Raw genomic sequence first — 21804 nt, 5'->3', positions numbered from 1 at the left:
AAATCTCCATATATTCTATTTTTGGATGTAAGTTCATTTATAAAAAACTGTTGTAACTGCTCTTTATTCGTAATCCGTTTTACTATGCTGTTTATCCGACCAATCGTGAACCTCTTTTTCATCGTAATTAAAGAATAGCAAGGTGTTTATCCATGTTGTAATATCTTGATTTTGTAAATAATTTGATGGATGACAGCTGTCTGTTTAACCTGGCTCATTGGGTTTTCATAAGTCTGGTAAACCAGTAAAAGGTGCGAAGGTAAGCGCAGATTTGGATATGTAAGGGATGAGTCATGGAGGTATTTCTATGAAAATGCAAGAAACCGGGAATAGTGTGTATGTTGGACAAGATAAATTTGAAATGGAAGGGGATTATACTGCTACCATTAAAATAGATTGCAACGGAGAAAAAGATTTTCGATTGTTTACACTGCACAATAGTTTTCGTAAAACCATTAAATGTGGCAGGTTCTAACAATAAATTAACAAAAGTAATATTCATCACCCTGATTGCATTTGTTATAATAGTGTCAAGAAGGGGGTGCTTAACATTGGAGAATCCTTCGAGATTGTCTGGTACTTCTGCCACTCATGCAAAGCCTAATATGGAAAAGGCGATACTTTGCATGGGGCAAAACTAAATTAAATTCTTATCGCCTATTTCATCTCTTGGCTTTGCACCTTATTTAATCATTAAAAAATAAGGGGCTGGCAGTCATGAAATATGTAAATGCAAGCAACATTTTACCTGAGAAACTTATTAGAGAAATTCAAAAATATGTACAGGGGGAAACTATTTATATCCCTAAGCCGGAAACGACTTATCGAAAATGGGGTAGCCTTAGCGGTGGAAGAAAGCTCCTTAATCAGCGCAATTCCAATATAAAAAGCGCCTTTACTAGCGGCACAAGTATTCAGGAATTAGCGCATGAATATTTCCTTTCAATAGAAACAATCAAAAAAATAGTGTATTCAAAGCACGGATGATTTCTCCGTGCTTTTTTATGTTAAGAACATTTCTAAGTTGAATTTTACATTTTCCCAGCCAGAGTTATTATTTAAAATAAATCTAAGGATGGTGAAAGTATGACCGAAAAATATATAAAGAACGCTGACTTTAATTTTATTCATAATCAGGTAGCCCTGATTAAAGATAGCTACAAAAAAAATGCGTCCCCAAATGTAATTCAGGCCGTTAAGGATATAGCAAACTTGAAAATAATGGCACTCTTTCCAAATGCAATGGATGAGCAAAAGGAAATGTTAGATCTTTCTACACTTAAAACCGACCAGGAATATAACAAATACATTCAGCAACTTCATGTCTATTTGCTACCATTTCCAAAGATCTCTGAAGCACAAATGAAAAAGATGTTTCCCAAAAATAAAAAATTAAAACTCCCTGATTTAGACAAAATGAATCTACATCAGCTTACATATTTAAGCTGGGTGGATATCAGCACTAATAAGAAGTTTATTATGTTTGAATTAGAGGGGAAAATGGTTGGAATTGAATGCAAATATACATTGCTAAATAAGGATAATATCTGTTCCTTCTGTAATCGATTTGGCCAGGTTGCCTATATCTCCACTGTTACAAAAGAAAAAAAGGCTAAAAATCCTGATTACTATAAAGCGATCGGAAACTATATTTGCTTTGATAGCACAGAATGTAACAAGAACATTACCAATGTCGATTATTTAACCACTTTCCTTAAAGAATCGTTGGGAGAAAAAACTGTCCTGTAAGAAATATGGGACAGTTTTTTATTTTCCTTTATTTTTTAGTTTCTCGACAGCAGCTACTTCTGAAATCGTATCGACGAAACCAAGTACCTGAAAGTTATCATTCATTACGTCTGTTGGTGAAGTAGTAATACCTTCTGGAGTTATGATAATCCAATAATTCATTTTCCAACTCAACTCCTTTGAAATTTTATCCGGATCAGCTTTTACCAATTCATATGTATACATACTTGATTAATAAAAAAGATCTTAAACTAGTGATTTGATCTATTACTAAAATTAAAGGAATAGGTATGGTTTTGTTGAATTTAATTAAAATGGTGTTTTAAATTCGGATAGGAGTTGATAAGATTGCTTGATCAATTAGCTCATGCCCTAAGTTTGAGAGGGTTTTTAATTACAAAAATGGATGATCATATTTATTTTAGTAGAGGAAATCATGAAGAGGAACTAAGTGAATTAGAAGAGATGTTTAAGAAGGTAAACATAGCTGTCAGAGTGGACGGGAGAAAAATATATTTATTAGATGGTGATATAACTAAAAAGACCTGGATCAACTCATTTGGTATAGTGTTCAGCAAGAAGCAGGTGGAGGCAATGCATGGAGGAGCTGGAGATATTTCACAACTAGAAATCACGGACCTAAAGTGAATACGTTTATCCTTGAAACAGGTGTTGCATTATTTGTGAAAGCGTTAAGTGCAGCAGGCATCGTCACAATCATGAGCTGTGATGGCCATGGGAAGGGTAGACCATGTATTACTTTTTGTGGTAAACAAAATGCCATCTGGTTTTGTATTCTATTCAATGAAATTAAGGATAACTTGAAATTAAATTATGAATGGTATTTTCATGACGTTGACGGACTAGACATTCATTTTGTTGCGAGAAGGAGACAAAATGAGTGGAACCTAGAAAAAGTACTTGAAGATACTATGCAGATGGCAGAATACTTTTTAAAAGAAGCTGAAAAACTATCAAAACTGAAGAAAGATATTTTTGGCAGGAAATACAAAAGCACCCGCAGACTGGTTCATCAAATGGATTATGCACAGATGAACAAATGGATGAGAACTAAATATAAAAACTATATACGTAGCCAAGTAGAGGTGAAAATCCATTGAATTTCTGGAAAGAAACTGAGTGGTCTGAAATGCTATTTTCCTATTTAACCGCGGGCTGGTATGATTGGACCGTGTCTGAAGATTTATATAAAAACAATACACACTGCTGGTCCGTAACCGCAGGATATTACTCTCATTATATTTTAACGGGTGCGTTGATGTAGATCTATTTAGCCGACGAAGAAGGATATAGAGAACAGGCACAGTCAGGGATATTTCTGAGTCACATGCAAAGCTTTGCAATTTTTTACGCGAAAGACTCGAACCCGATCTAAGGAAAAAATTTGTAGAATTTCTCGAAAAGGTTACTGGCCAGCAATCAACTTTCTATGATAAGAAATTGCTTCAAATCGGTGATGCCCTCTATAATGCAAAAAAATCACGGGAATCTCATACGTACCATGTGCTAGTTGTTTCTCATCAAACTCTAGCAAAAGTAACTAGCAATAGAGGCCAAACGATTAATGTAAGTAAAACGGTAGAGGATATTAATGGATACATATTAGAACTATCCGCTATTATTAATAAATTTGTTTTAGATTTAGTCCTCAAAGTTCTAATGAATCTAGATGAGTCTATTAAACACTACCATTTAAAGCATTTTATTGAGGAAATAGAAGACTATCATTTACTTGTAGAAAAGGAAAACGTAGGACCGGTACCTACGAAATTATTAAAGTCCTTGGAACAAGTGAGATTCGAAATTGAAATGGAGCTTGATGAAAGAAAAGTATTTGATTATCGAAGATTCAAGGAAACGATTTCTTCTTTCGGGGAAAAATGGAGTTCATACAATAATTTAAAAAGAAACCTTCGAAATTTGGAAGACACCCTAAGAATTTTAACTAGTGATCAATAAGGTGGTATAAAGATGTACATGTTTATTTATTTATTATTAGCCATAATCGGCGGGACTTTAATAGGAACACAAGCAGGAATAAATGGTGTGTTGGGAAAAAGGATTGGCGTTATCGAAGGTAGTTTTGTTTCGTTTTTTATCGGAACAATCATTCTCTTATTACTTGCTATTTTTCTAGGTAAAGGAGATTTATTAAAAGTAACAACCGTTCCGAAATGGCAACTAATAGGTGGAGCCCTTGGTGTTGGATATGTAACGATTATGGTAGCCGTAGTACCTAAAATTGGAGTGGCTTCAGCGATTACAGCTGAAATGTTGGACAGTTATTTATAAGTGTGACACTTGATCACTTTGGGATCTTCATCAAACAACCAATACCAATTGATTCGTACCGCATCAGAGGTCTAATCTTATTACTCATCTCGTTGTTTTTGATATTTAAAGGGAATAGTAAATGGTTTTGAGTTATTGAATTAAAGCTCGGTGAAAGAAAAACATTGAAATAAATCCCTGAAACAATCGCGGTAATTCAGGGATTATTTATTTTAATTAACTAAATTTACGATATAAAAGCCGCCAGAACCGTCCCCTTGGTCTGGAAAGCCATCTACATCACTGAACAAGGTAACATTGTTCAGCAGTAGTCGCTTTATAGTGAGGGTTAATTAAACTTATTCGCTTTGAAAAAGTCATTTTTCAGTTTTCCGTAAATAGACGTTAAGCAGCGCTTAACGTCTATTTTTATGTTAGTGTGTGAAGAATTACTTCCCTACTAGTGATAATCTTTGATGTATAGTAGAGTAGAACTTAAAAATGCAGAACGAATAGTAACGGCTTTTTATATAGAAGTGGAGGACATTTATGAAAAGACTGATTTTGTCGACAGAGAGTGGTGCGGATTTACCAGAGGAATTAGCTGAAAAACATAATGTTCAAGTGGTCCCGATGCACGTGATCATGGATGGGCAGGATTATTTTGATGGTACGTTACCTGTTACGGATATTTATGAGTATTACGAGCGGACAAAAACAATACCCTCTACAACGTCCACAAACTCCCATGAATATCTTGAATTTTTCACGAAGATAAAAGATGATTTTCCTGATTGCATCATCATACATATTGGTTATACGTCAAAGGCATCTTCTTCTTTCCAAAATGCGATCATCGCAGCGGAAGAATTGAATGATATCTATTTAATTGATGCTTTGAACGTTACAGGTGGATTAACTGCGATTGTGATGTATGCGGTTAACTTGTTAGAGAATGAACCCTTGATTGAACCGGTTCGCTTAGTAGAGAAGATTGAATCAAAGATTCCTAAATCAAAACTGGCTTTCGTTCCCGGCAGCTTAGAATTTTTAAGAGCAGGAGGACGTGTAAGTAATCTAGCATATCTAGGAGGGGCTTTGTTAAAAATAAAGCCGCGTATTGAACTAATTGATGGAAAACTTGTTTCAACAAAAAAATATCGTGGGAAAATGGAAGCTGTTTCAGAAAAACTCATCCGAGATTATTTAAATCAATATGACATTGATAGAGGACAACTTTATCTTATTTACTCTATCGGACTCGATGAAACGATCAAGCAGAGGATGGATGAAATCGTAAAAGAATCTGGTTTCAAAAATGTAAAGTGGATTCAAGCCGGTGCAATGATCTCTACTCATGCTGGACCTGGCGGCATCGGAATTGCAGGCTTAGAAGTGTAGGGACAGTGGGGACAGTTACACGGATTTAAATGTTCTTGAATTAGTAGGAAATCCTGTTGCTGTTAACCCAGAACCTCGACTTTTAGAAGTAGCTAATCATTAGAAATGGTAAATAATTAAGTAACGAATTTAGTAGATTGGGTTGTTGAAAATGTTTGGTGGCTTTTTGCCTTTGTCTAAATAATAATATCCCTCAAGGTGGTCGCTAGCGGTACAGAAGTTATGTTAATAAAGCTTTTCTTCTTCAACTAACGAAGCAGGATAGTAGAATAATACTTAATAATTTATTTATGGTATTATATTTATAACTATCGATTGTAAAAAAATAACAAAAATAATTAATTTTCAAATAATTAGATAAGTTTTCCATTTTTTTATTATAAGAATCATTCGTAGACGCAGGTTAGGGGACTTAGAGATCCTCATATATATTTTGATGGTGTCAGTTACACTGGTACCACATATTAAGGAGGTAGAATTGAGATGGCACGGAAAAAGGAATTCGATGAAGATGCCGCTCTGCTTAAAGCCATGCGGTTATTCTGGGAACAAGGTTATGAGAAGACATCCATGCAGGAACTGGTCTCACATATGGGGGTTCATAAAGGGAGCATTTATGATACTTTTGGCGATAAACAATCCTTGTACTTCAAAACATTGAAACGCTATAGTGAAATGTTGGAGCAATCGGTTAAGCGACGTATGGCTGATACCCGTTCTGCCAAGGAAGCAATCCGAGTGTTTTTTGAAATGGCAATCCAACAGCAAGAAGATTTTCCTGGTATCGCAACAAACTCACAGGGCTGCTTCTTAGTGAATACCGCGGTTGAGTTGGCAAAACATGATTCTGAGGCCATAGATTGGGTTCATCTGAGATGGACCAATACAGAACAGTTTATACGTGACCTGATTGTGGAAGGCCAACAATCGGGAGAATTCTCCAAGACACTCAATGCGGAAGGGCTGTCTTATTATTTTATAAATGCATTAATAGGACTTCGTGTTATGGTTAAGACTATTTCGGACAGGGAAAAATTACGCCAAATTATTGATATGAATATGTCGGTATTGGAATGAATGGTTCGTGGGGAGCAGGGTAATTTGGAACGGTATGTTTCCCCCAGAGGTAGTAAAACCGCCATCTATAAATTAATCGCATTACGAATGGGAAACATCATATTCATCTCTTTTTACGTGGTTTATGATAAAACTATGAGCGTGTCCTTAAAGCTTGGTTGAAATTTAAGGAGGTCTGAGTATAATTTAAAGTTCTTCATATTCGAGCAACGAAAGCCTTTATTTATTATTAAAATGCGGCCCTAACTTTTATAGGGGCTGCATTTCTTTCTTTTTTGTTCATTTTTCATTTCCCTTTAGTTGAACAAATTAATGAATGCATGATAGTGAATAGACCCTAAAAAAATCGTGAGGCGCACACGCCTTACGATTTTTTCTCTAAATGTAAGATATCGACTTTCCATTACATTAACTATCGATTCTAATATCGAAGTCGCTAATCTTTATCAATGATTATCCCCTCTGTAAGTGTGGAAAACCTTCTAAACTTTGATACTCAACTCCGCTTTTAGCATCAATTTTAAATATAATATTTCACCATCTACTTTCTTTACACCAACAAGGTAGTTCATATTCATACCAATACAGGTGTCAGTTACACTGGTTCTACACATTTAAGAACGGTCGTTCAAAAATAATTCTTGACCGATCGTTCTTAAATGTGTTAAATTTGTTTTGCGAAGGGAGGGATCATGAAATGGTTTTCAAAGGGGAAATGATTAACATAGCTAATATAATTAAGAAGGATATATTTATGGGTGCGATAGAACTAACAAAAGAGACTTTTCAAAACCACGTTCAAACAGGAGTGACATTGGTTGATTTTTGGGCTCCGTGGTGTGGACCATGTAAAGTTCAACTTCCTATAGTAGAAGAATTAGGGGGAGAAATGAAAGTTCAAGCGACAATTGCAAAAGTAAATGCAGACGAAGAACATGAATTAACTTCACAATTTGGCATAAGAAGTATTCCGACATTGCTACTGTTTAAGGATGGCAAGGTGGTCGATACGATGGTAGGAGTAAATCAAAAGGATGTACTAAAAGAAAAAATATTAAAACTTGTTAATAATTAAATCGAAGGCTTATAGAAATTCATAATAGGAGGAATAAAAATGTATAAATCAGTTATCGTTGGTACAGGCCCTGCTGGATTGACTGCAGCAATCTACTTAGCTCGTGCCAATATGAGGCCCCTTGTGATTGAAGGACCTGAACCAGGAGGACAGTTAACAACAACGACTGAAGTTGAAAATTTTCCGGGTTTTCCTGAAGGAATCACGGGTACTGAATTAATGGAAAATATGCGAAAACAAGCAGAGCGCTTCGGAGCTGAATTTTATACAGGTTGGGTGAAAAGTGTGGATTTGTCGAAGCGTCCATTTAAATTACAAGTAGAGGGTAAGGGAGAAATTGTAAGTGAAACCCTTATTATCTCAACAGGAGCAAGCGCTAAATATTTAGGAATTCCAAATGAAAAAGAAAATATTGGTCGAGGCATTAGCACTTGTGCAACATGTGATGGTTTCTTCTTTAGAGACAAAGAAATAATAGTAGTTGGAGGTGGGGATTCTGCATTGGAAGAAGCAAACTTTTTGACGCGTTTTGCATCCAAAGTAACCTTAGTTCACCGACGTAAAGAATTAAGAGCTTCAAAAATCATGCAGGATCGCGCTCGCTCTAACGAAAAAATCAGATGGTCATTAGATAAGACCCCAGTTGAAGTAGTCATTGATGAAAGTGGTGTAACTGGATTGAAAGTGTTAAATAATTCAACAGGTAAAGTAGAAGTTATCCAAGCAAATGGGATTTTTGTAGCAGTTGGTCATCATCCCAATACAAGTTTCCTTATTGGACAAATTAATACGGATGATAATGGATATATCTTAACTAAACCCGGCACAACCGAGACAAATATTCCAGGAGTATTTGCATGTGGCGATGTACAGGACAGCCGTTACCGACAAGCTATCACTGCAGCAGGAAGTGGTAGCATGGCAGCGATTGATAGTGAAAAATTCATGGAATCATTAGAACAATGATATCTGCAATGGGCATTCATAAAAAATGTCAGTCCAGTCAGTGTAGTGAAGAAGAAGCTGACTATTCAAGGAAATAAGATAACATGTTGTAGTTCGCTTTGTAACCATCGTATTAATTTAGTTAATCATAGAGGAGGAATTTATATGTTGAATTGGAAAGAATTAACGACACTCGAAGAATGGGAAGAGGTATTTAATCGTTCTGCTGAGAAACCGGCGGTGGTTCTGAAATATAGTACAACTTGTCCAGTAAGCGCGAGTGCAATGGAAGAATATGAGGAATACCTGGCAGATAAGCCAAATAGTGATGTTGATTACTACATGGTGAAAGTCATTGAATCGCGTCCAGTATCTAATCGGATTGAGGAAGATCTTGCCATTAAGCATGCCTCGCCACAAATAATATTTTTCAAAAATAAAAAATCCATTTGGAATACTTCGCATTGGTCGGCAACGAAAAAACATATGACAGCTGTATTGGATTAATCTTAGAAACCTTTAAAAATAAATAATTACAGAATATGGAGAAGTTTGAACTGAGTGGATATTTTACTAAATGGGCGGGATTGTAGTTTAGTGTTGCAGTATAAAATCAATTGTTTTATGTAACGCGCCCTATGAAGTTGATTTGTGAAGTAATGAAATACAACACTCATAGTTATATCAAACCACTAAAAAAGGAGAAGATTACTATGTTTCCGATTCGCAATCAAAAACGCAATTGTACTGATACTGATAAAATCCAGCACTTTCTAGAGCATGCCGATACTGGATTTCTAGGCTTATCTTCAGAAGACGTCCCATATGTCATTCCACTCAATTTTGTTTGGCTGAACGACGCCATCTATTTTCATGGGGCAGATGAAGGAAGAAAAGTGACTTACATCGAGAAAAACCCTATGGCCTGCTTCACTGTAAGCGCGAATTATGGGACAATTACCAGTCCGATTCCTGCAAAAACGGATACAGCATATATGAGCGTTATAATCGAAGGATCCCTACTTCGAGTAACTGATATAAATGAGGCAACGGAAGCAATGCAGGTCATGCTGAATAAATATGTGCCAGGTTATTATGAACGATCGCTAGGGAAGAGTCATTTGGAGCGATATGTTTCCCCTTTAGGTAGTAAAACCGCTATCTACAAGTTAAACGCAGATTCTCTTTCGGCTAAGGAGAAAGAAGTGATACTAGATCGTATGTTTTATGAAGGTAGGACCATTCATACCGATCGGGCGTAAGAGAGTTGAGGAATACAATTAAACTTTTGGCTAAATCATTTTTCAAGTAATAATTTAATGTTGAAAAGCAAACGTTTAATTTCTGTACCATAAATTGAATTTCAAATTGAGCATATAAAATTTTTAGGAGGAATTGAAATGGAAAAAAATCTATTTGACCACTTAGCATTCAACAGAACTCAAACATTAAAAGCTATGGAGGGCGTAACGGAGGAGTTAGCAGATCGAATTCCTGCAAATTTCCGCAATAATATCCGTTGGCAACTAGGACACATCTATACTGCTACTGAAATATTGGCGTTTTTACAATTAAAGCTTCCTATGAATCTGCCGGAAGGGTTTATGGAGCGTTTTATAACCGGTACATCGCCACTGGACGATCTTGACAAGATGGTCCCAATGCCGACATTACCGGAGCTCGAGAGCCTTTTAAAGGAGCAGTATGAGCGAGTTCGCGAGGTACTGACTGGCCGCTTGGACGAAAGCACACCTGTTCTTACAACGTCAACGGGACTTGATTTGCATAGTCCAAAGGAATTACTCACTTATAATTTGTATCATGAAGGATTACATTTTGGAATCATCACAGCTTACAAAAAAATGTTATCCCAGTAACAACCGAAAGTGAGAAAAACCTCTCTATGGGAGGTTATCGAAAGTGTTAGATAAATAGGAAAAGGTACAATCTCTTCTAAATCGGAATCAGGTGGAATCCCGCTCACATGGCGATGTTCTACGTGAACGGCTGTTTTCAGAACTAGGCTAAAGTACCAACAAGATCACTGTCAAAGTCACTCGACGGTCCGCCAGGGGCTGGCCAAAGGATGTCGGTCCCAATCGCTCCTGACGACTCGGGATGGCTGGATCGTCGAGCCAAGTGAATCGTTTTAGATTTCCTTTTTAGACAGTAGGATATGCCGATGCAGTGCATTGCTGTTCACTTTCAGATAATTATTGGATACCGTGTTCATCATGTTCGAAAACACCTTGTACAATTGAAATCGGACAAGGTATAGAATTCGTATAGCAGAGTCTAGGGTAATATGAGCATTGATTAATTTTGTTAACAAAAGGGAAATTTATGCTGAATTAAAAATGAACAAGTGAAAGTAACGCAGCCCCTATAAAGGTGGGGCTGCATTTTTATTCTTTCGTTTCACAAATATGGAGAACTTTAAATCATACTCAAACTTCCTTGAATTTTTATCAAGCTTTAAATACACCCTAATAGTTATTTCATAAATCTTTAAGAGGAGATAATTAAGATGTTTCTCATTCGCAATCAGAAACGCAATTGTACTGATACCGACAAAATCCAGCACTTTCTAGAAAATGCCCAAACTGGATTTCTCGGCTTATCTTCAGAAGATGTCCCATATGTCATTCCACTCAATTTTGTTTGGCTGAATGACGCCATCTATTTTCATGGATCAGAAGAAGGAAGAAAAGCAACTTACATCGAGAATAACCCTCTGGCCTGTTTCACCGTAAGCGCGAATTATGGGACAATTACCAGTCCGATACCCGCCAAAACAGATACAGCCTATATGAGTGTTATCATCGAAGGATCCTTGCTTCGTGTAACCGATATAAACGAGGCAACAGAAGCCATGCAGGTCATGCTGAACAAATATGTGCCAGGTTATTATGATCGACCGCTGGGAAAGAGTCATTTGGAACGATATGTTTCCCCCTTAGGTAGTAAAACTTTCATCTATAAATTAACCGCATCTTCCGTTTCTGCCAAAGAGAAAGAAGTGATTCTAGATCGTATGTTCTATGAAGGTAGGACCATTCATACCGACCGGGCGTAACGGAACGAGGTACAATTTCAGGCGATACTTGAATCCCGTTCAGGTGGTGACCGAATAACCAGATTATCTATTTTGCAAGGTGTCTAAATACATATTTGTAGAATAATGGTAAATGTTATAAATAATATTGGTTTAAAAAGGAAGGAACTTGAATGGGTCGCTTTCGGACAATTGTAAAAAAGATTTTTTTACAAAAGGATACAGATTTTGTTAATTTACATAATACGCATCATTTGAATAGTAATAAACAAGCTTCTAATGAAGAAACAATTTCAGAAGCAACTTTTGAAAAGACACTTGCAGAATTAGAGGATTGTTTCGACCTTGTCCATCGTTCATTTAATCAGGATGAAATTCACATTATATATTTAAACTCATTAGTAGATTCAAAAACATTAGAGTGGGAAATACTTTCACCCTTAAGAGAAATGTCATTCGATAATTTAGAAAAATCTTTTCAACAATCACTGTTTAAACGAGAAAATAATCAAGAAGATGTAATAAATGGAATATTAGATGGTAATGTGTCTATGTTCGCTGGGGAGAATATCTATTTAATAAATGTATCTGGATTCGAGGAACGTTCCATTTCACAATCTGAAACGGAAACTGTAATAAATGGGCCTCATGATTCCTTTAATGAGGCATTAAAAACGAACGTTTCGTTGATTAGAAGAAGAGTCAGAAGTCCTCGCTTAAAAATGATTAAGTTATCTGTTGGGGAAATTTCAAAAACAAAAGTTCTTTTAATCTATATTGAGGGTATTGCAAATATGGACATTGTGAATCATCTAAAAGAGAGGATTCAGTCAGTTAAAGTTGATTCCATAACTGACACCAATGTTTTGATTCAAATAATTGATGATCATCAACTTTCACCATTCCCGCAATTTTATACCACTGAAAGACCAGATATAGCTGTGACAAAACTATATGCTGGAAAGATAATCGGACTTGTCGATGATAGTCCAAACATTTTTTGTACTCCTTCTAATTTCTTTGATTTTTTTGAGTCACCAGATGACTATAATCAGCGTTGGATTATAGGAACAGGGGTTAGGATTCTTCGATATTTAGCCTTATTTATTACATTAATACTCACGGCTTTTTATGTCTCTATATGTACATATCATTACGAAATGATTCCTCAATCCCTACTTCAAAGCATTATGCAATCTAGGAGTAGAGTACCTTTTCCGCCTATCTTTGAAGCTATATTGTTAGAAATAGTAATTGAACTCCTAAGGGAGGCGGGTGCGAGACTGCCTACCAAAATTGGTCAAACAATTGGAATTGTTGGAGGTATTGTGATTGGCCAAGCAGCTGTTGATGCTGGAATTACAAGTAATATCTTAATAATAGTTGTAGCTGTATCGGCCATTTCTTCATTTATAGTCCCAAGTTACATTATGAGTGCTTCTATTAGAATCGTTCGGTTCCTATTTATTTTAATGGCAGGTTTTTTGGGGAATGTTGGGATTTTTTTTACTTTAGGAATATTAACCATCCACTTAACTGGGTTAACAAATTTATCTTCACCTTATTTTATGCCAATTTCTCCTACCTTTTTCAAAGATTGGATGGATAGTATTGTGAGAGGGCCTTTTTATAAAATAAAGAAGGGACAACCAACGATGCAAAACGATGGTGAAAAAGAGAGGAATTAAAGGTGATCATATGAAGGAACGACTCCATCCACTTCAACTATCTATACTACTCCATATGTGTCAAATTGGTCTCGTCGTGTATAGTTTACCTCGACTGTCTGCTGAATATTTCGGAACAAATGGCTGGTTAAGTTTTATTTTCATTTTCGTACTCGTTAATATTAATCTTATGATGATTGCGTTCATTTATAAGCTGGGTAAAGGAAGGTCAATTTTTCAAATCATTGAGGCGACGGTTCCCAAATGGGTAATGGTGCCCATCTATTTGTTTATCATTGGTGTTTGGATCGGAATAGCAAGCATGACTATGAGGGAATATATCTTCATTATGAAATTGTTTTTTTTTCCAGCTTTACCAGTCTCTATTTTTATCATTTTATTTACTTTTCTTGGTTTTCAATTATTAAGAGGTGGAATCTACAACATCGCTAAAGCAATTGCGGTTTTATTCTGCTTCGTGACTCCGATGATTTTTTTGATTTTTTATCTTTTTCCAGAATTTGATTTTGCACGTTTTACTACTTTCTTTTTTAAAGGAAAAACAGATTATTTCAAGGGGGCACTTCAGGTTTATTCAGCTTTTTTGGGTATTGAAGTTTCCATTCTATTTTTCCCTATGGTAGAAAAAAAATGGACAAAGGCTCTTTTTATTGGAAATTTTTTGTCCATGTCAGCCAATTTCATTATCCTCTTTATGTGCTTTGGATTTTTTAGTTTCGATCAAATATTAAATGATAAATACCCAGTTATGACATTGTTTGAATATACAGAAGTTGCTTTCCTTTCGCGAGCCGAAAATCTCTGCTTTTCCGTTTTTGCATTCAAGATATTATCAATGATGGTAATATATTTCTGGGGATCTCAGCAAATTTTTGGAAATATGATTAAAAGTATTAAGCCTAATTTTTGGATATTCATAATACTAGCAAGTGGTTTTATCCTTGCATTGGTCCCAGATTCCGTGGTGGGTGTCGAAAAGTGGTTAAAGTGGCTGAGTTATTGTGCAATTGGTATAGCTTGGGCATTACCTATTTTTGTGCTATGCATCCTTTTTATTCAAATTCCGAAGAACCATATTAATAGGGAGACAGATAATGCAAATTAAAATTACTGTATTGATCGCATTATGTTGTTTGTTTTTAACAGGTTGTGCAGCAAGTAATATTATTGAAGATTTAGGAATTCTTCAATCTGTTGCTTTCGATGTGTCGGAAAGTAAAGAAAACCCATTAAAAATAACTGTCTTATTTCCCAATGTTTCTAAAGAAGGAAGGTATGAAACTCAGACTCTAACTGCTAATGGAAAATCAACTCATGACACCTTCATCAAACTTCAAAATTTAACAAATTTAAAGCTAGTTGGAGGGCAGAGTACGATTCTCTTTGGGGAGGAACTCTCAAAAAAAGGACTTATAAATGTTGTTAAGACGTTTACAAGGGATCCAGAATTCGGAACTCGCGTTAAATTTGCTATTGTGGAGGGAAAAGGAGAAGAACTTCTTAAAAAAAAGATACCCTCTATTCCAGATAATGCTGCATATCTTTATACATTCATGGAGAAATTAGGCAATCAAAATAGAATATTAAATACTGATAAATATCGTTTTTTAAGAGATTATTACGACGATGGTATTGATCCGGTTTTACCAGTTTTCTCATATAAAGGCGAGAACATTGAATTAAAAGGATTGGGTACTTTTAAAGGAGATCAATATGTTACACGCCTAACTTTAAGTGAAACACTAATCCTTAATTTTTTAAGCGGAGACATCAAAAATGGCAGTTTAATGATTAGTATTAAAGATAAAGAGTCAGGAAAAAATGAACAGCTTTTCTTAAGTAGTATCAATTCTGATAATGATAAAAAAGTGAACACAGGAAAAAGAAAGAATATGACGGTCGAAGTAATATTAGATTTAAAAGGAAGCGTCCTTGAATATACAGGTACAATGGATTTAAGTAAAGAAAAGTATCAAAGACAATTGGAAAAACAGGTTGAAAATTATTTAATAACCAAGTCAAAAAAGCTGTTAATCAAATTACAAAAATTTCAGACAGATCCTATTGGAATAGGAACGGTGGTACGTAATCTTTTATCATATGAAAGATGGAACAAGATGAAATGGAATGAGATTTACTCAAACTTGAATTTTAAAGTTAAAGTAAAAGTAGATCTGATTAATACAGGAAAATCAAAATGAACAACGAAAAAAGACATTCAGTTTTCAAGAATGTCTTTTATTTAATTTATTATTGTATTTAAATTTTTCTTTTAGCTACACTGGTTCCACATATTTAAGAATGAACGTTCAAAAATAATTATTGACCGAACGTTCTTGAATGTGCTAAATTTGTTTTGAAAGGAGGAATCATTAAGATATCATGGACAAACCGATTGCTCGAACGGGCATTCTTTTGTTAGTTATTTCAACTACTGGATTTACTGCCTAATAATCACTTGCTTTGCAAGTAAAAATATATTGGAACAATATTAATTAAACAATTTATAAAATTTGTGAAAGTAGGAAACGTAATGAAAAGAATGCTTTGGGTTATTCTTATGATGTCATGTTGTGCAACGTTTATTTCATCGTTATTTCCTATATACAGTGAGTATTATCAGCTAAATAGTCTCCAAATTACGATCCTATTTGCAATCTATGCTGCTTTCTTGCTACCTACTTTGCTAATAGTAGGAGCCAGGGGGAGCGATTGGGGATTAAAAAGAGTCGTTCGTTACAGTATATGGATCTCGATTGTATCGACATTGATGTTTCTTCTGAGTTTTGATGTCTGGATGCTCTATGTAGCAAGGATTTTAGAAGGCATCGCATATGACGCTTTTACAGGTACTGCTAGCGCTTTATTATTAAAACAAACCTCTCACAATAAAGTGAGTACGGCAATCAAGTTGTCAGGAATAACGGTAAACATTGGTTTTGGCCTGGGTCCAGCTATTTCAGGTTTAATCGTGCAATATATGCATTTTCAGCCGCTTCATTTGCCGTATTGGTTTCTGCTCGTCATGTTATTAAGTTCCTTGGTATTTCTTGAAATGTTACCGAAACACGAGGGTTCCCAAGCGCAAAGACCGGCGAAAGCTAAGATTTCGCTCGGTGTTCCAGACGATATTCGTTCCCATTTTTGGTCTTTTATCGGACTTCCGATCTTTACTGTGTTTACGTTAGGCGGAATTGTGTTTTCTCTTATTCCTTCATTCACCAAGAACGTCATTCACACCGCCAATCTCTCTATTTCCGGATTGCTAATATTGTTGCTTTTAGGCGGGGGGGCCTTGGTGCAGTTCTCTCCATGGCCGCGTAATCCCGTTACAAGGATGCGTAAGAAAAAGCCAGTAACAATCTAATTCAATTAACGAATTAATACAAACTTTCTAGTAAAACTATATAAGCGAAATAATGCTAACGATTTTGTTATGGGGAATATTATTTGCTATAGGAAATAATGTTAGTCAATATTGGATTACCTTTTCGGCTCCAGAAGCTCCTGATATCGCTAACGGATTATTTTTAACTGGCGGTAACTTAAGGGGATAATTGGTACAATAGTAGGTGGATTATTTATTTCAAAAATATGGAGATACGGTACAAAATAGTGTCTAAATCGAATAGAAAAACAATCATTAGATTTTTACTGGAAGGAGCAACACTATGAAAAAGATGATGATGAAAATGCTGTTCATTTTGAGTACATTAACACTTATTAATGGTTGTTCACAGAATAATACAAATAATAATAGTAATAAAATGGATAAACAAAAAGAGATGAATACTAGCCAAACTAAAGATAGCAAAAAGACAACTTTACCACCTAAGATAGATCCCATACAAGAGCAATTAAAAAAGATGACTTTAAATGAGAAAATCGGGCAAATGATAATCGCAGGTTTTGATGGTACAACTGTTAACACAAATACACAAACCCTTATTAATAAATACAAGCTGGGCGGGTTAATCCTATATCAAACGAATGTTAAGGATGCTCCTCAATTAGTAAACTTAACAAATAATATTAAAGCTACAAACAGCAAGAATAAGATTCCATTATTTATATCCGTCGATCAAGAAGGTGGAAGGGTAAACCGAATGCCATCATCAATCAAAAACACACCCAGTGCAAGAATCATTGGAAATAAAAATGATGAAAAATACGCATTTAATATCGGTAAGGTAATCGCAACTGAATTGCAAGCTTTCGGATTTAACACAGATTTCGCTCCCGTTCTAGATATCCAAAGTAATCCTAAAAATGCAGTTATTGGGGATCGTTCATTTGGATCAAATTCCAGTGTTGTTTCAAAACTAGGAGTTAGCATGATGAAAGGTATCGGTTCTGGGAAAATCATTCCGGTTGTAAAACATTTCCCTGGACACGGAGACACTTCCGTTGATTCTCATTTGGAACTACCATTAGTAAAGAATGATCTTACAAGACTAAAAAAGGTTGAATTAGTTCCTTTTAACAATGCTTTCAAAAATCACGCTGATATGGTGATGGTTGCTCACATATTAGTTCAAAAAATTGATCCTAATTATCCGGCATCTATGTCCAAAACCATTATTACAAATCTATTGCGTATTCAATATGGATTTGGGGGGGTTGTCATTTCAGATGATATGACAATGGGTGCTATTGTAAAGCACTACAAGTTGAAAGATGCAGCTGTAAGGGCTGTAAATGCGGGGAGCGACATTATTTTAGTTGGTCATGGAATGGAAAATGTGGCTACTGTCTACAACAGTATTTATTCAGCAGTGACAAATCATACTATTTCAGAAGATACTATAAATAAGAGTGTATACAGGATTTTAACTTTGAAACATAAATATCATATTAATAATAATAAAGTTTCACCTGTAAATGTAAATAATCTAAATTATCAACTAACAACAACTATTTCAAATACTACGACAACGAATATAGCAAAGAGTAAATTACTTTTAAATATAGCAACTAAAGCAAAGGATGGTTCGATACTAAACTCTGATTTTCATCTAAAAAGCACCACAATTGATGAAGTAAGAAAGATCTGGGGAAAAGAAGATAAATGTGATTATGTTGATACAGCTAAAGGCACTTATTGCACATATAGCAAAAAAAATGTTGTTGTGGCTTATAATAAAGGGCAGCAATTGTTTGAGATTCGATCTTATGATCCGAGTTTAAAAACCTTAACCAAAGAGGATATAAAGAAATATTTTGGTTCTCCGAAATCAGATGTTAAAACAAGTAACAAGGAAGAAATTATCAGCTATACAGTTGGAACCCATACCTTAAAGTTTGTTTTTTCTACTAGGACTCAAATCTTGTCTCTTGATCATTACTCTATATATAACTCAGCCCTAGCTAAAAATAATATGGCAAGTTAAATTAAATGTAATAAAACATTTTTTAAAAGTAAGGTAATTTTAGAAAAATATTTTTAACAATTAGCAGAAAATATAAAACTGACCGTTTTCATTAAATTTAAGATAGCCCAGCCAATTCAAAGAAAAAAGAAAAATGCTTATTTCCTTTGAATTGGCTGGGCTTTTTGCATTGTATAAATAAGCTGGGAATGATATCAATGCAAAAAGTAAAAAGTGTGGGAGTAATCATTACAAAGGTTAAATCAGTTTACAGGTACTGCTAGCATTCTATTATTAAATCAAACCTCTCACGATAAAATGAGTTCGGCAATCAAGTTGTCAGGAGAAACAGTAAACATTGGTTTTGGCCTGGGTCCAGCTATTTCAGGTTTAATCGTGCAATATGTGCATTTTCAGCCGCTTCATTTGTATTGGTTTTTGCTCGTCATGTTATTGAGTTCCTTGGTATTTTTATATCTCCATTCCCCTTTACTTCTCTAAAAAGGCAGCCCAGCACGCCAATGAATCGGTTTAAGTAACTCAAACCGCTAAACTCTAATCCTATTTAAGTTTAGCGGTTTTTCTTTTGTTATGAGAATTCGAAAAAGTACAAAGTTGTTCCTTTTTTTGAATCCAATTAATATCTTTATGGCACTATAATATAAATAAATAAGAAATAAACTTATATTGTATTGGAGTGACCATAATTGGAAATTGAAAATACGCAAAAAGTCACATTTAAGTTGGAGAATGGCAAAGGGAAGCTTGAAGTAAAAGGGGAAATTATCGGGGAAAGCCGAATCCCATTTTTTGATGATTTAAAGTTTAAAGGGGTAATTACTTTACTTAATTCCATCGATAAACAAAACTTTAATGAATCAGGGAACCCTCAACTATTTGATCATTTTATTAGGGAAATAGAAGAGACAATCGATGAGATGAAAAAATATGACCAATTTCAGGGGAAACTTAGCTGATCCAAGTATTTTCATAATCATCTTAAAATAGAGCGGGGAAACCATTCATAATTAAAATTTTAATGTACAAAATATTCAAAAAATATTGACAACGAAGGGAAATCACGGTAAATTATGTATTAATAGTAAATATAGTATAAGGTTATAAAGTTATAATATTATAAATTAGGTGTGATTTTATGAAAATAGATAAACATAATCATGTTCCTCTCTATCGCCAAGTGGAACTGGTATTAGAGGAAAAAATTAAATCCAAGCAGTGGGATATAGGTTATCAGCTGCCAACTGAACAGGAATTAGCTGATCTGTTTGATGTGAGTACCATTACGGTCAAACGGGCGGTCATTGAATTGGTAAACAAAGGGTATCTTTACCGGCAAAGAGGGAAAGGTACTTTTGTAGCGGGTTCCACTAATGAACAAGATATTAATGTGTTCTTCTCCAAAACAACAGAAGAAGAGGAACATCCGCATGAATTACTCGGTTTTTCGATTGAAAATGCGGAAAACGAGGTGGCAGAAAAACTAGAATTGCAGCCTGAAGCAAAAATCATTAAGATCAAGCGTTTAAAAATTGAGAATGATGTACCAGTTGCACTTGAGTACTCGTATCTGCCCTATGATCAATGTCCTGGCCTGACGCCAAATGATATAAATAATGAACTTATCTACAATATTCTGAGAAATAAGTTTCATATTTTGTTAGGAAGGGCTAGGCTATTAATTAAGCCGTATATTGCTTTAGGTGAAATGGCAGAATGGCTTCAGGTTGAACCAGGTACGCCTGTGTTTGAATGGGAGAGGTTTACGTATACCAAGCAGGGAAAGGTAATTGAATACTCGAAATTTTATGTACGCCATGATCAAGTTACCTATTATACTGAGATTCATTTTTAGATAAGAATAAATATATAATATTATAACTTAATAGATTATAATATTATATTTTTTTGTAAGCGCTTATCTGAAAATTTAAATAATTACATCAATGATTACTAAAATAATTTAAAAGGAAAGGGAGGAAAGTCGAGTAGCTAAAGTATTGCCGAATATAAGAGATATCTATATTTGAGGAGGAGTAATGATGAAAAAAAGAAACGTGTCGTTAGCTCTATTAATTATTCTTGTTCTGGGTATTATTTCTGCGTGCAGCAGCCAAACGGGCAATTCGTCTGAAAAATCAGCAGGTGAAGGCGGAAAAACATTAGTATTTGCTGCCTATGGTGGAAGCTATGAAAAAAAGATGAAAGAGACACTTATTCCAAAGTTTGAAAAGGAATACGGTGTGAAAGTGAAGTATATTACCGGAAGTTCTGTTGATACACTGTCAAAACTTCAGGCACAAAAGGATAAGCCGCAAATCGATGTCGCTTTCATGGATGATGGACCGCAGGCTCAGGCAAAAGCTTTTGGTTTACTAGCACCATTAGATGAGAGTATTGTGACAAACCTGAAAGATGTCTATGATATTGCCAAAGATAAGGACAAGATTGGAGTTGGTTTTGGGATTATTACGACGGGATTAGCTTATAACAAAGATACCTTTAAACAAAATGGCTGGGAGCCGGTTAAATCCTGGAATGACTTAGCAGATCCTAAGTTTAAAGATAAATTAGTTCTGCCATCCATTTCCAATACGTACGGAGTGCATATGCTTCTCATGTCAGCTATAGCAAATGGCGGAAGCGCGCAGGATATTGAACCTGGATTTGAAAAAATGAAGGAAATTGCTAAAAACGCAGTGACATTTGATAAAACCGCTGATGTTTCTAACTACTTCTTACAAGGTCAAACAGTTGCAAGTGCGTGGGGAAGCAGCCGCGTGTACACCCTGCAAGATACAGGATTCCCAATTGAGTATGTAATACCAGAGGAGGGTGCCCCTGCACTTATGGCAACGGTTAGTGTGGTAAAAGGCGCTCCAAATGAAGAGCTGGCCCAAAAGTTTGTTAATTTTATATTAAGTGAAGATACCCAAGTGGAATTTGCAAACGCTTTATTTGACGGTCCTGTCAATAAAAACGTGAAACTAGATGGGGATATTACCAAGAAAATCGTTTACGGTGAAGATGAAATTGCAAAGCTTGTTAAAGTAGATTGGGAGTATGTCAATACAAAGAGAGCTGAATGGACAGAGAGAGCAAATAAAGAAATTGAAGTGACCCACTAATGAAGGG

General features: G+C 35.3%; 26 protein-coding genes and 1 pseudogene. 26 read left to right on the top strand and 1 reads right to left on the bottom strand.

What is annotated here, in order from left to right; translation table 11 throughout:
• Nucleotides 1-307 precede the first annotated feature (307 nt).
• The 3 genes from QF028_RS13210 (at nucleotide 308) to QF028_RS13200 (ending at nucleotide 1749) form a co-directional block, all read left to right on the top strand.
• Nucleotides 308-475 carry a hypothetical protein gene (locus tag QF028_RS13210; protein WP_429466034.1) on the top strand — a complete coding sequence of 56 codons (168 nt, stop codon included), beginning with the start codon at nucleotides 308-310 and terminating at the stop codon, nucleotides 473-475.
• 242 nt (nucleotides 476-717) lie between these two features.
• Complete coding sequence (locus tag QF028_RS13205) at nucleotides 718-987, top strand: CD3324 family protein (protein ID WP_429466032.1); 270 nt, start codon at nucleotides 718-720, stop codon at nucleotides 985-987.
• A 99-nt stretch (nucleotides 988-1086) separates the two neighbouring features.
• Complete coding sequence (locus QF028_RS13200) at nucleotides 1087-1749, top strand: FusB/FusC family EF-G-binding protein (protein WP_429466030.1); 663 nt, start codon at nucleotides 1087-1089, stop codon at nucleotides 1747-1749.
• Nucleotides 1750-1767: 18 nt separating this feature from the next.
• Here the strand turns inward: QF028_RS13200 and QF028_RS13195 are convergent, their stop codons facing one another.
• Nucleotides 1768-1911, bottom strand: coding sequence for a hypothetical protein (locus QF028_RS13195; RefSeq protein ID WP_429466028.1), 144 nt, complete (start codon nucleotides 1909-1911; stop codon nucleotides 1768-1770).
• Nucleotides 1912-2097: 186 nt separating this feature from the next.
• Here QF028_RS13195 and QF028_RS13190 point away from each other — a divergent pair, with 186 nt between their 5' ends.
• The 23 genes and pseudogenes from QF028_RS13190 to QF028_RS13080 all read left to right on the top strand — a co-directional run bounded on the left by QF028_RS13190 (nucleotide 2098) and on the right by QF028_RS13080 (nucleotide 21797).
• Entirely contained in the window at nucleotides 2098-2397 is a 300-nt protein-coding gene (locus QF028_RS13190) for a hypothetical protein (RefSeq protein WP_429466027.1), read from the top strand.
• 35 nt (nucleotides 2398-2432) lie between these two features.
• Entirely contained in the window at nucleotides 2433-2870 is a 438-nt protein-coding gene (locus QF028_RS13185) for a hypothetical protein (protein ID WP_429466025.1), read from the top strand.
• Nucleotides 2867-3034, top strand: coding sequence for a hypothetical protein (locus tag QF028_RS13180; RefSeq protein WP_429466023.1), 168 nt, complete (start codon nucleotides 2867-2869; stop codon nucleotides 3032-3034). Before QF028_RS13185 ends, QF028_RS13180 begins: the two co-directional genes overlap by 4 nt.
• Nucleotides 3035-3210: 176 nt before the next feature.
• Nucleotides 3211-3729 carry a hypothetical protein gene (locus QF028_RS13175; protein ID WP_429466021.1) on the top strand — a complete coding sequence of 173 codons (519 nt, stop codon included), beginning with the start codon at nucleotides 3211-3213 and terminating at the stop codon, nucleotides 3727-3729.
• A 12-nt stretch (nucleotides 3730-3741) separates the two neighbouring features.
• Nucleotides 3742-4062, top strand: coding sequence for a DMT family transporter (locus QF028_RS13170; protein ID WP_429466019.1), 321 nt, complete (start codon nucleotides 3742-3744; stop codon nucleotides 4060-4062).
• A 2-nt stretch (nucleotides 4063-4064) separates the two neighbouring features.
• A complete protein-coding gene (locus tag QF028_RS13165; protein WP_429466017.1) occupies nucleotides 4065-4193 on the top strand; it encodes a hypothetical protein in 129 nt (42 codons plus the stop codon).
• A gap of 397 nt (nucleotides 4194-4590) precedes the next feature.
• Nucleotides 4591-5442 (top strand): DegV family protein, encoded by an 852-nt coding sequence (locus QF028_RS13160; RefSeq protein ID WP_429466015.1) that lies wholly within the window; start codon nucleotides 4591-4593, stop codon nucleotides 5440-5442.
• A gap of 7 nt (nucleotides 5443-5449) precedes the next feature.
• Nucleotides 5450-5545, top strand: a pseudogene (locus QF028_RS13155) (HAD-IB family hydrolase); the annotation flags it as partial.
• Nucleotides 5546-5925: 380 nt separating this feature from the next.
• Complete coding sequence (locus QF028_RS13150) at nucleotides 5926-6519, top strand: TetR/AcrR family transcriptional regulator (protein ID WP_429466013.1); 594 nt, start codon at nucleotides 5926-5928, stop codon at nucleotides 6517-6519.
• 754 nt (nucleotides 6520-7273) lie between these two features.
• Entirely contained in the window at nucleotides 7274-7594 is a 321-nt protein-coding gene (trxA, locus tag QF028_RS13145) for a thioredoxin (protein WP_429472318.1), read from the top strand.
• Nucleotides 7595-7633: 39 nt separating this feature from the next.
• Nucleotides 7634-8560 carry a thioredoxin-disulfide reductase gene (gene trxB, locus QF028_RS13140; RefSeq protein WP_429466011.1) on the top strand — a complete coding sequence of 309 codons (927 nt, stop codon included), beginning with the start codon at nucleotides 7634-7636 and terminating at the stop codon, nucleotides 8558-8560.
• A gap of 144 nt (nucleotides 8561-8704) precedes the next feature.
• Nucleotides 8705-9046 (top strand): bacillithiol system redox-active protein YtxJ, encoded by a 342-nt coding sequence (gene ytxJ / locus QF028_RS13135; protein WP_429466009.1) that lies wholly within the window; start codon nucleotides 8705-8707, stop codon nucleotides 9044-9046.
• 206 nt (nucleotides 9047-9252) lie between these two features.
• The gene (locus tag QF028_RS13130) at nucleotides 9253-9801 is read left to right on the top strand and encodes a pyridoxamine 5'-phosphate oxidase family protein (protein WP_429466007.1); all 549 of its coding nucleotides are present in this window, start codon (nucleotides 9253-9255) and stop codon (nucleotides 9799-9801) included.
• Between the two features lie 138 nt (nucleotides 9802-9939).
• Nucleotides 9940-10416: a DinB family protein gene (locus tag QF028_RS13125; RefSeq protein ID WP_429466005.1), complete on the top strand. Its 477-nt coding sequence runs from the start codon at nucleotides 9940-9942 to the stop codon at nucleotides 10414-10416.
• A gap of 650 nt (nucleotides 10417-11066) precedes the next feature.
• Nucleotides 11067-11615, top strand: coding sequence for a pyridoxamine 5'-phosphate oxidase family protein (locus tag QF028_RS13120; RefSeq protein WP_429466004.1), 549 nt, complete (start codon nucleotides 11067-11069; stop codon nucleotides 11613-11615).
• A gap of 152 nt (nucleotides 11616-11767) precedes the next feature.
• Entirely contained in the window at nucleotides 11768-13282 is a 1515-nt protein-coding gene (locus QF028_RS13115) for a spore germination protein (RefSeq protein WP_429466002.1), read from the top strand.
• Complete coding sequence (locus QF028_RS13110; RefSeq protein WP_429466000.1) at nucleotides 13260-14387, top strand: GerAB/ArcD/ProY family transporter; 1128 nt, start codon at nucleotides 13260-13262, stop codon at nucleotides 14385-14387. Before QF028_RS13115 ends, QF028_RS13110 begins: the two co-directional genes overlap by 23 nt.
• The gene (locus QF028_RS13105) at nucleotides 14377-15483 is read left to right on the top strand and encodes a Ger(x)C family spore germination protein (RefSeq protein WP_429465998.1); all 1107 of its coding nucleotides are present in this window, start codon (nucleotides 14377-14379) and stop codon (nucleotides 15481-15483) included. The genes QF028_RS13110 and QF028_RS13105 overlap by 11 nt, the downstream gene beginning before the upstream one ends.
• A 332-nt stretch (nucleotides 15484-15815) precedes the next feature.
• On the top strand, nucleotides 15816-16649 hold the full coding sequence (locus QF028_RS13100; protein WP_429465996.1) for an MFS transporter: 834 nt from the start codon (nucleotides 15816-15818) through the stop codon (nucleotides 16647-16649).
• Between the two features lie 304 nt (nucleotides 16650-16953).
• On the top strand, nucleotides 16954-18672 hold the full coding sequence (gene nagZ / locus QF028_RS13095) for a beta-N-acetylhexosaminidase (RefSeq protein ID WP_429465994.1): 1719 nt from the start codon (nucleotides 16954-16956) through the stop codon (nucleotides 18670-18672).
• Nucleotides 18673-19358: 686 nt separating this feature from the next.
• The gene (locus QF028_RS13090) at nucleotides 19359-19628 is read left to right on the top strand and encodes a hypothetical protein (protein WP_429465992.1); all 270 of its coding nucleotides are present in this window, start codon (nucleotides 19359-19361) and stop codon (nucleotides 19626-19628) included.
• A gap of 179 nt (nucleotides 19629-19807) precedes the next feature.
• A complete protein-coding gene (locus tag QF028_RS13085; RefSeq protein ID WP_215014356.1) occupies nucleotides 19808-20524 on the top strand; it encodes a GntR family transcriptional regulator in 717 nt (238 codons plus the stop codon).
• A gap of 184 nt (nucleotides 20525-20708) precedes the next feature.
• Entirely contained in the window at nucleotides 20709-21797 is a 1089-nt protein-coding gene (locus QF028_RS13080) for an ABC transporter substrate-binding protein (protein ID WP_429465990.1), read from the top strand.
• The last annotated feature ends 7 nt before the right edge of the window (nucleotides 21798-21804 follow it).

The sequence above is a fragment of the Neobacillus sp. B4I6 genome, assembly GCF_050434045.1.
Lineage (GTDB): Bacteria > Bacillota > Bacilli > Bacillales > Cytobacillaceae > Neobacillus.
This window is presented reverse-complemented; position numbering and strand designations above follow the sequence as displayed.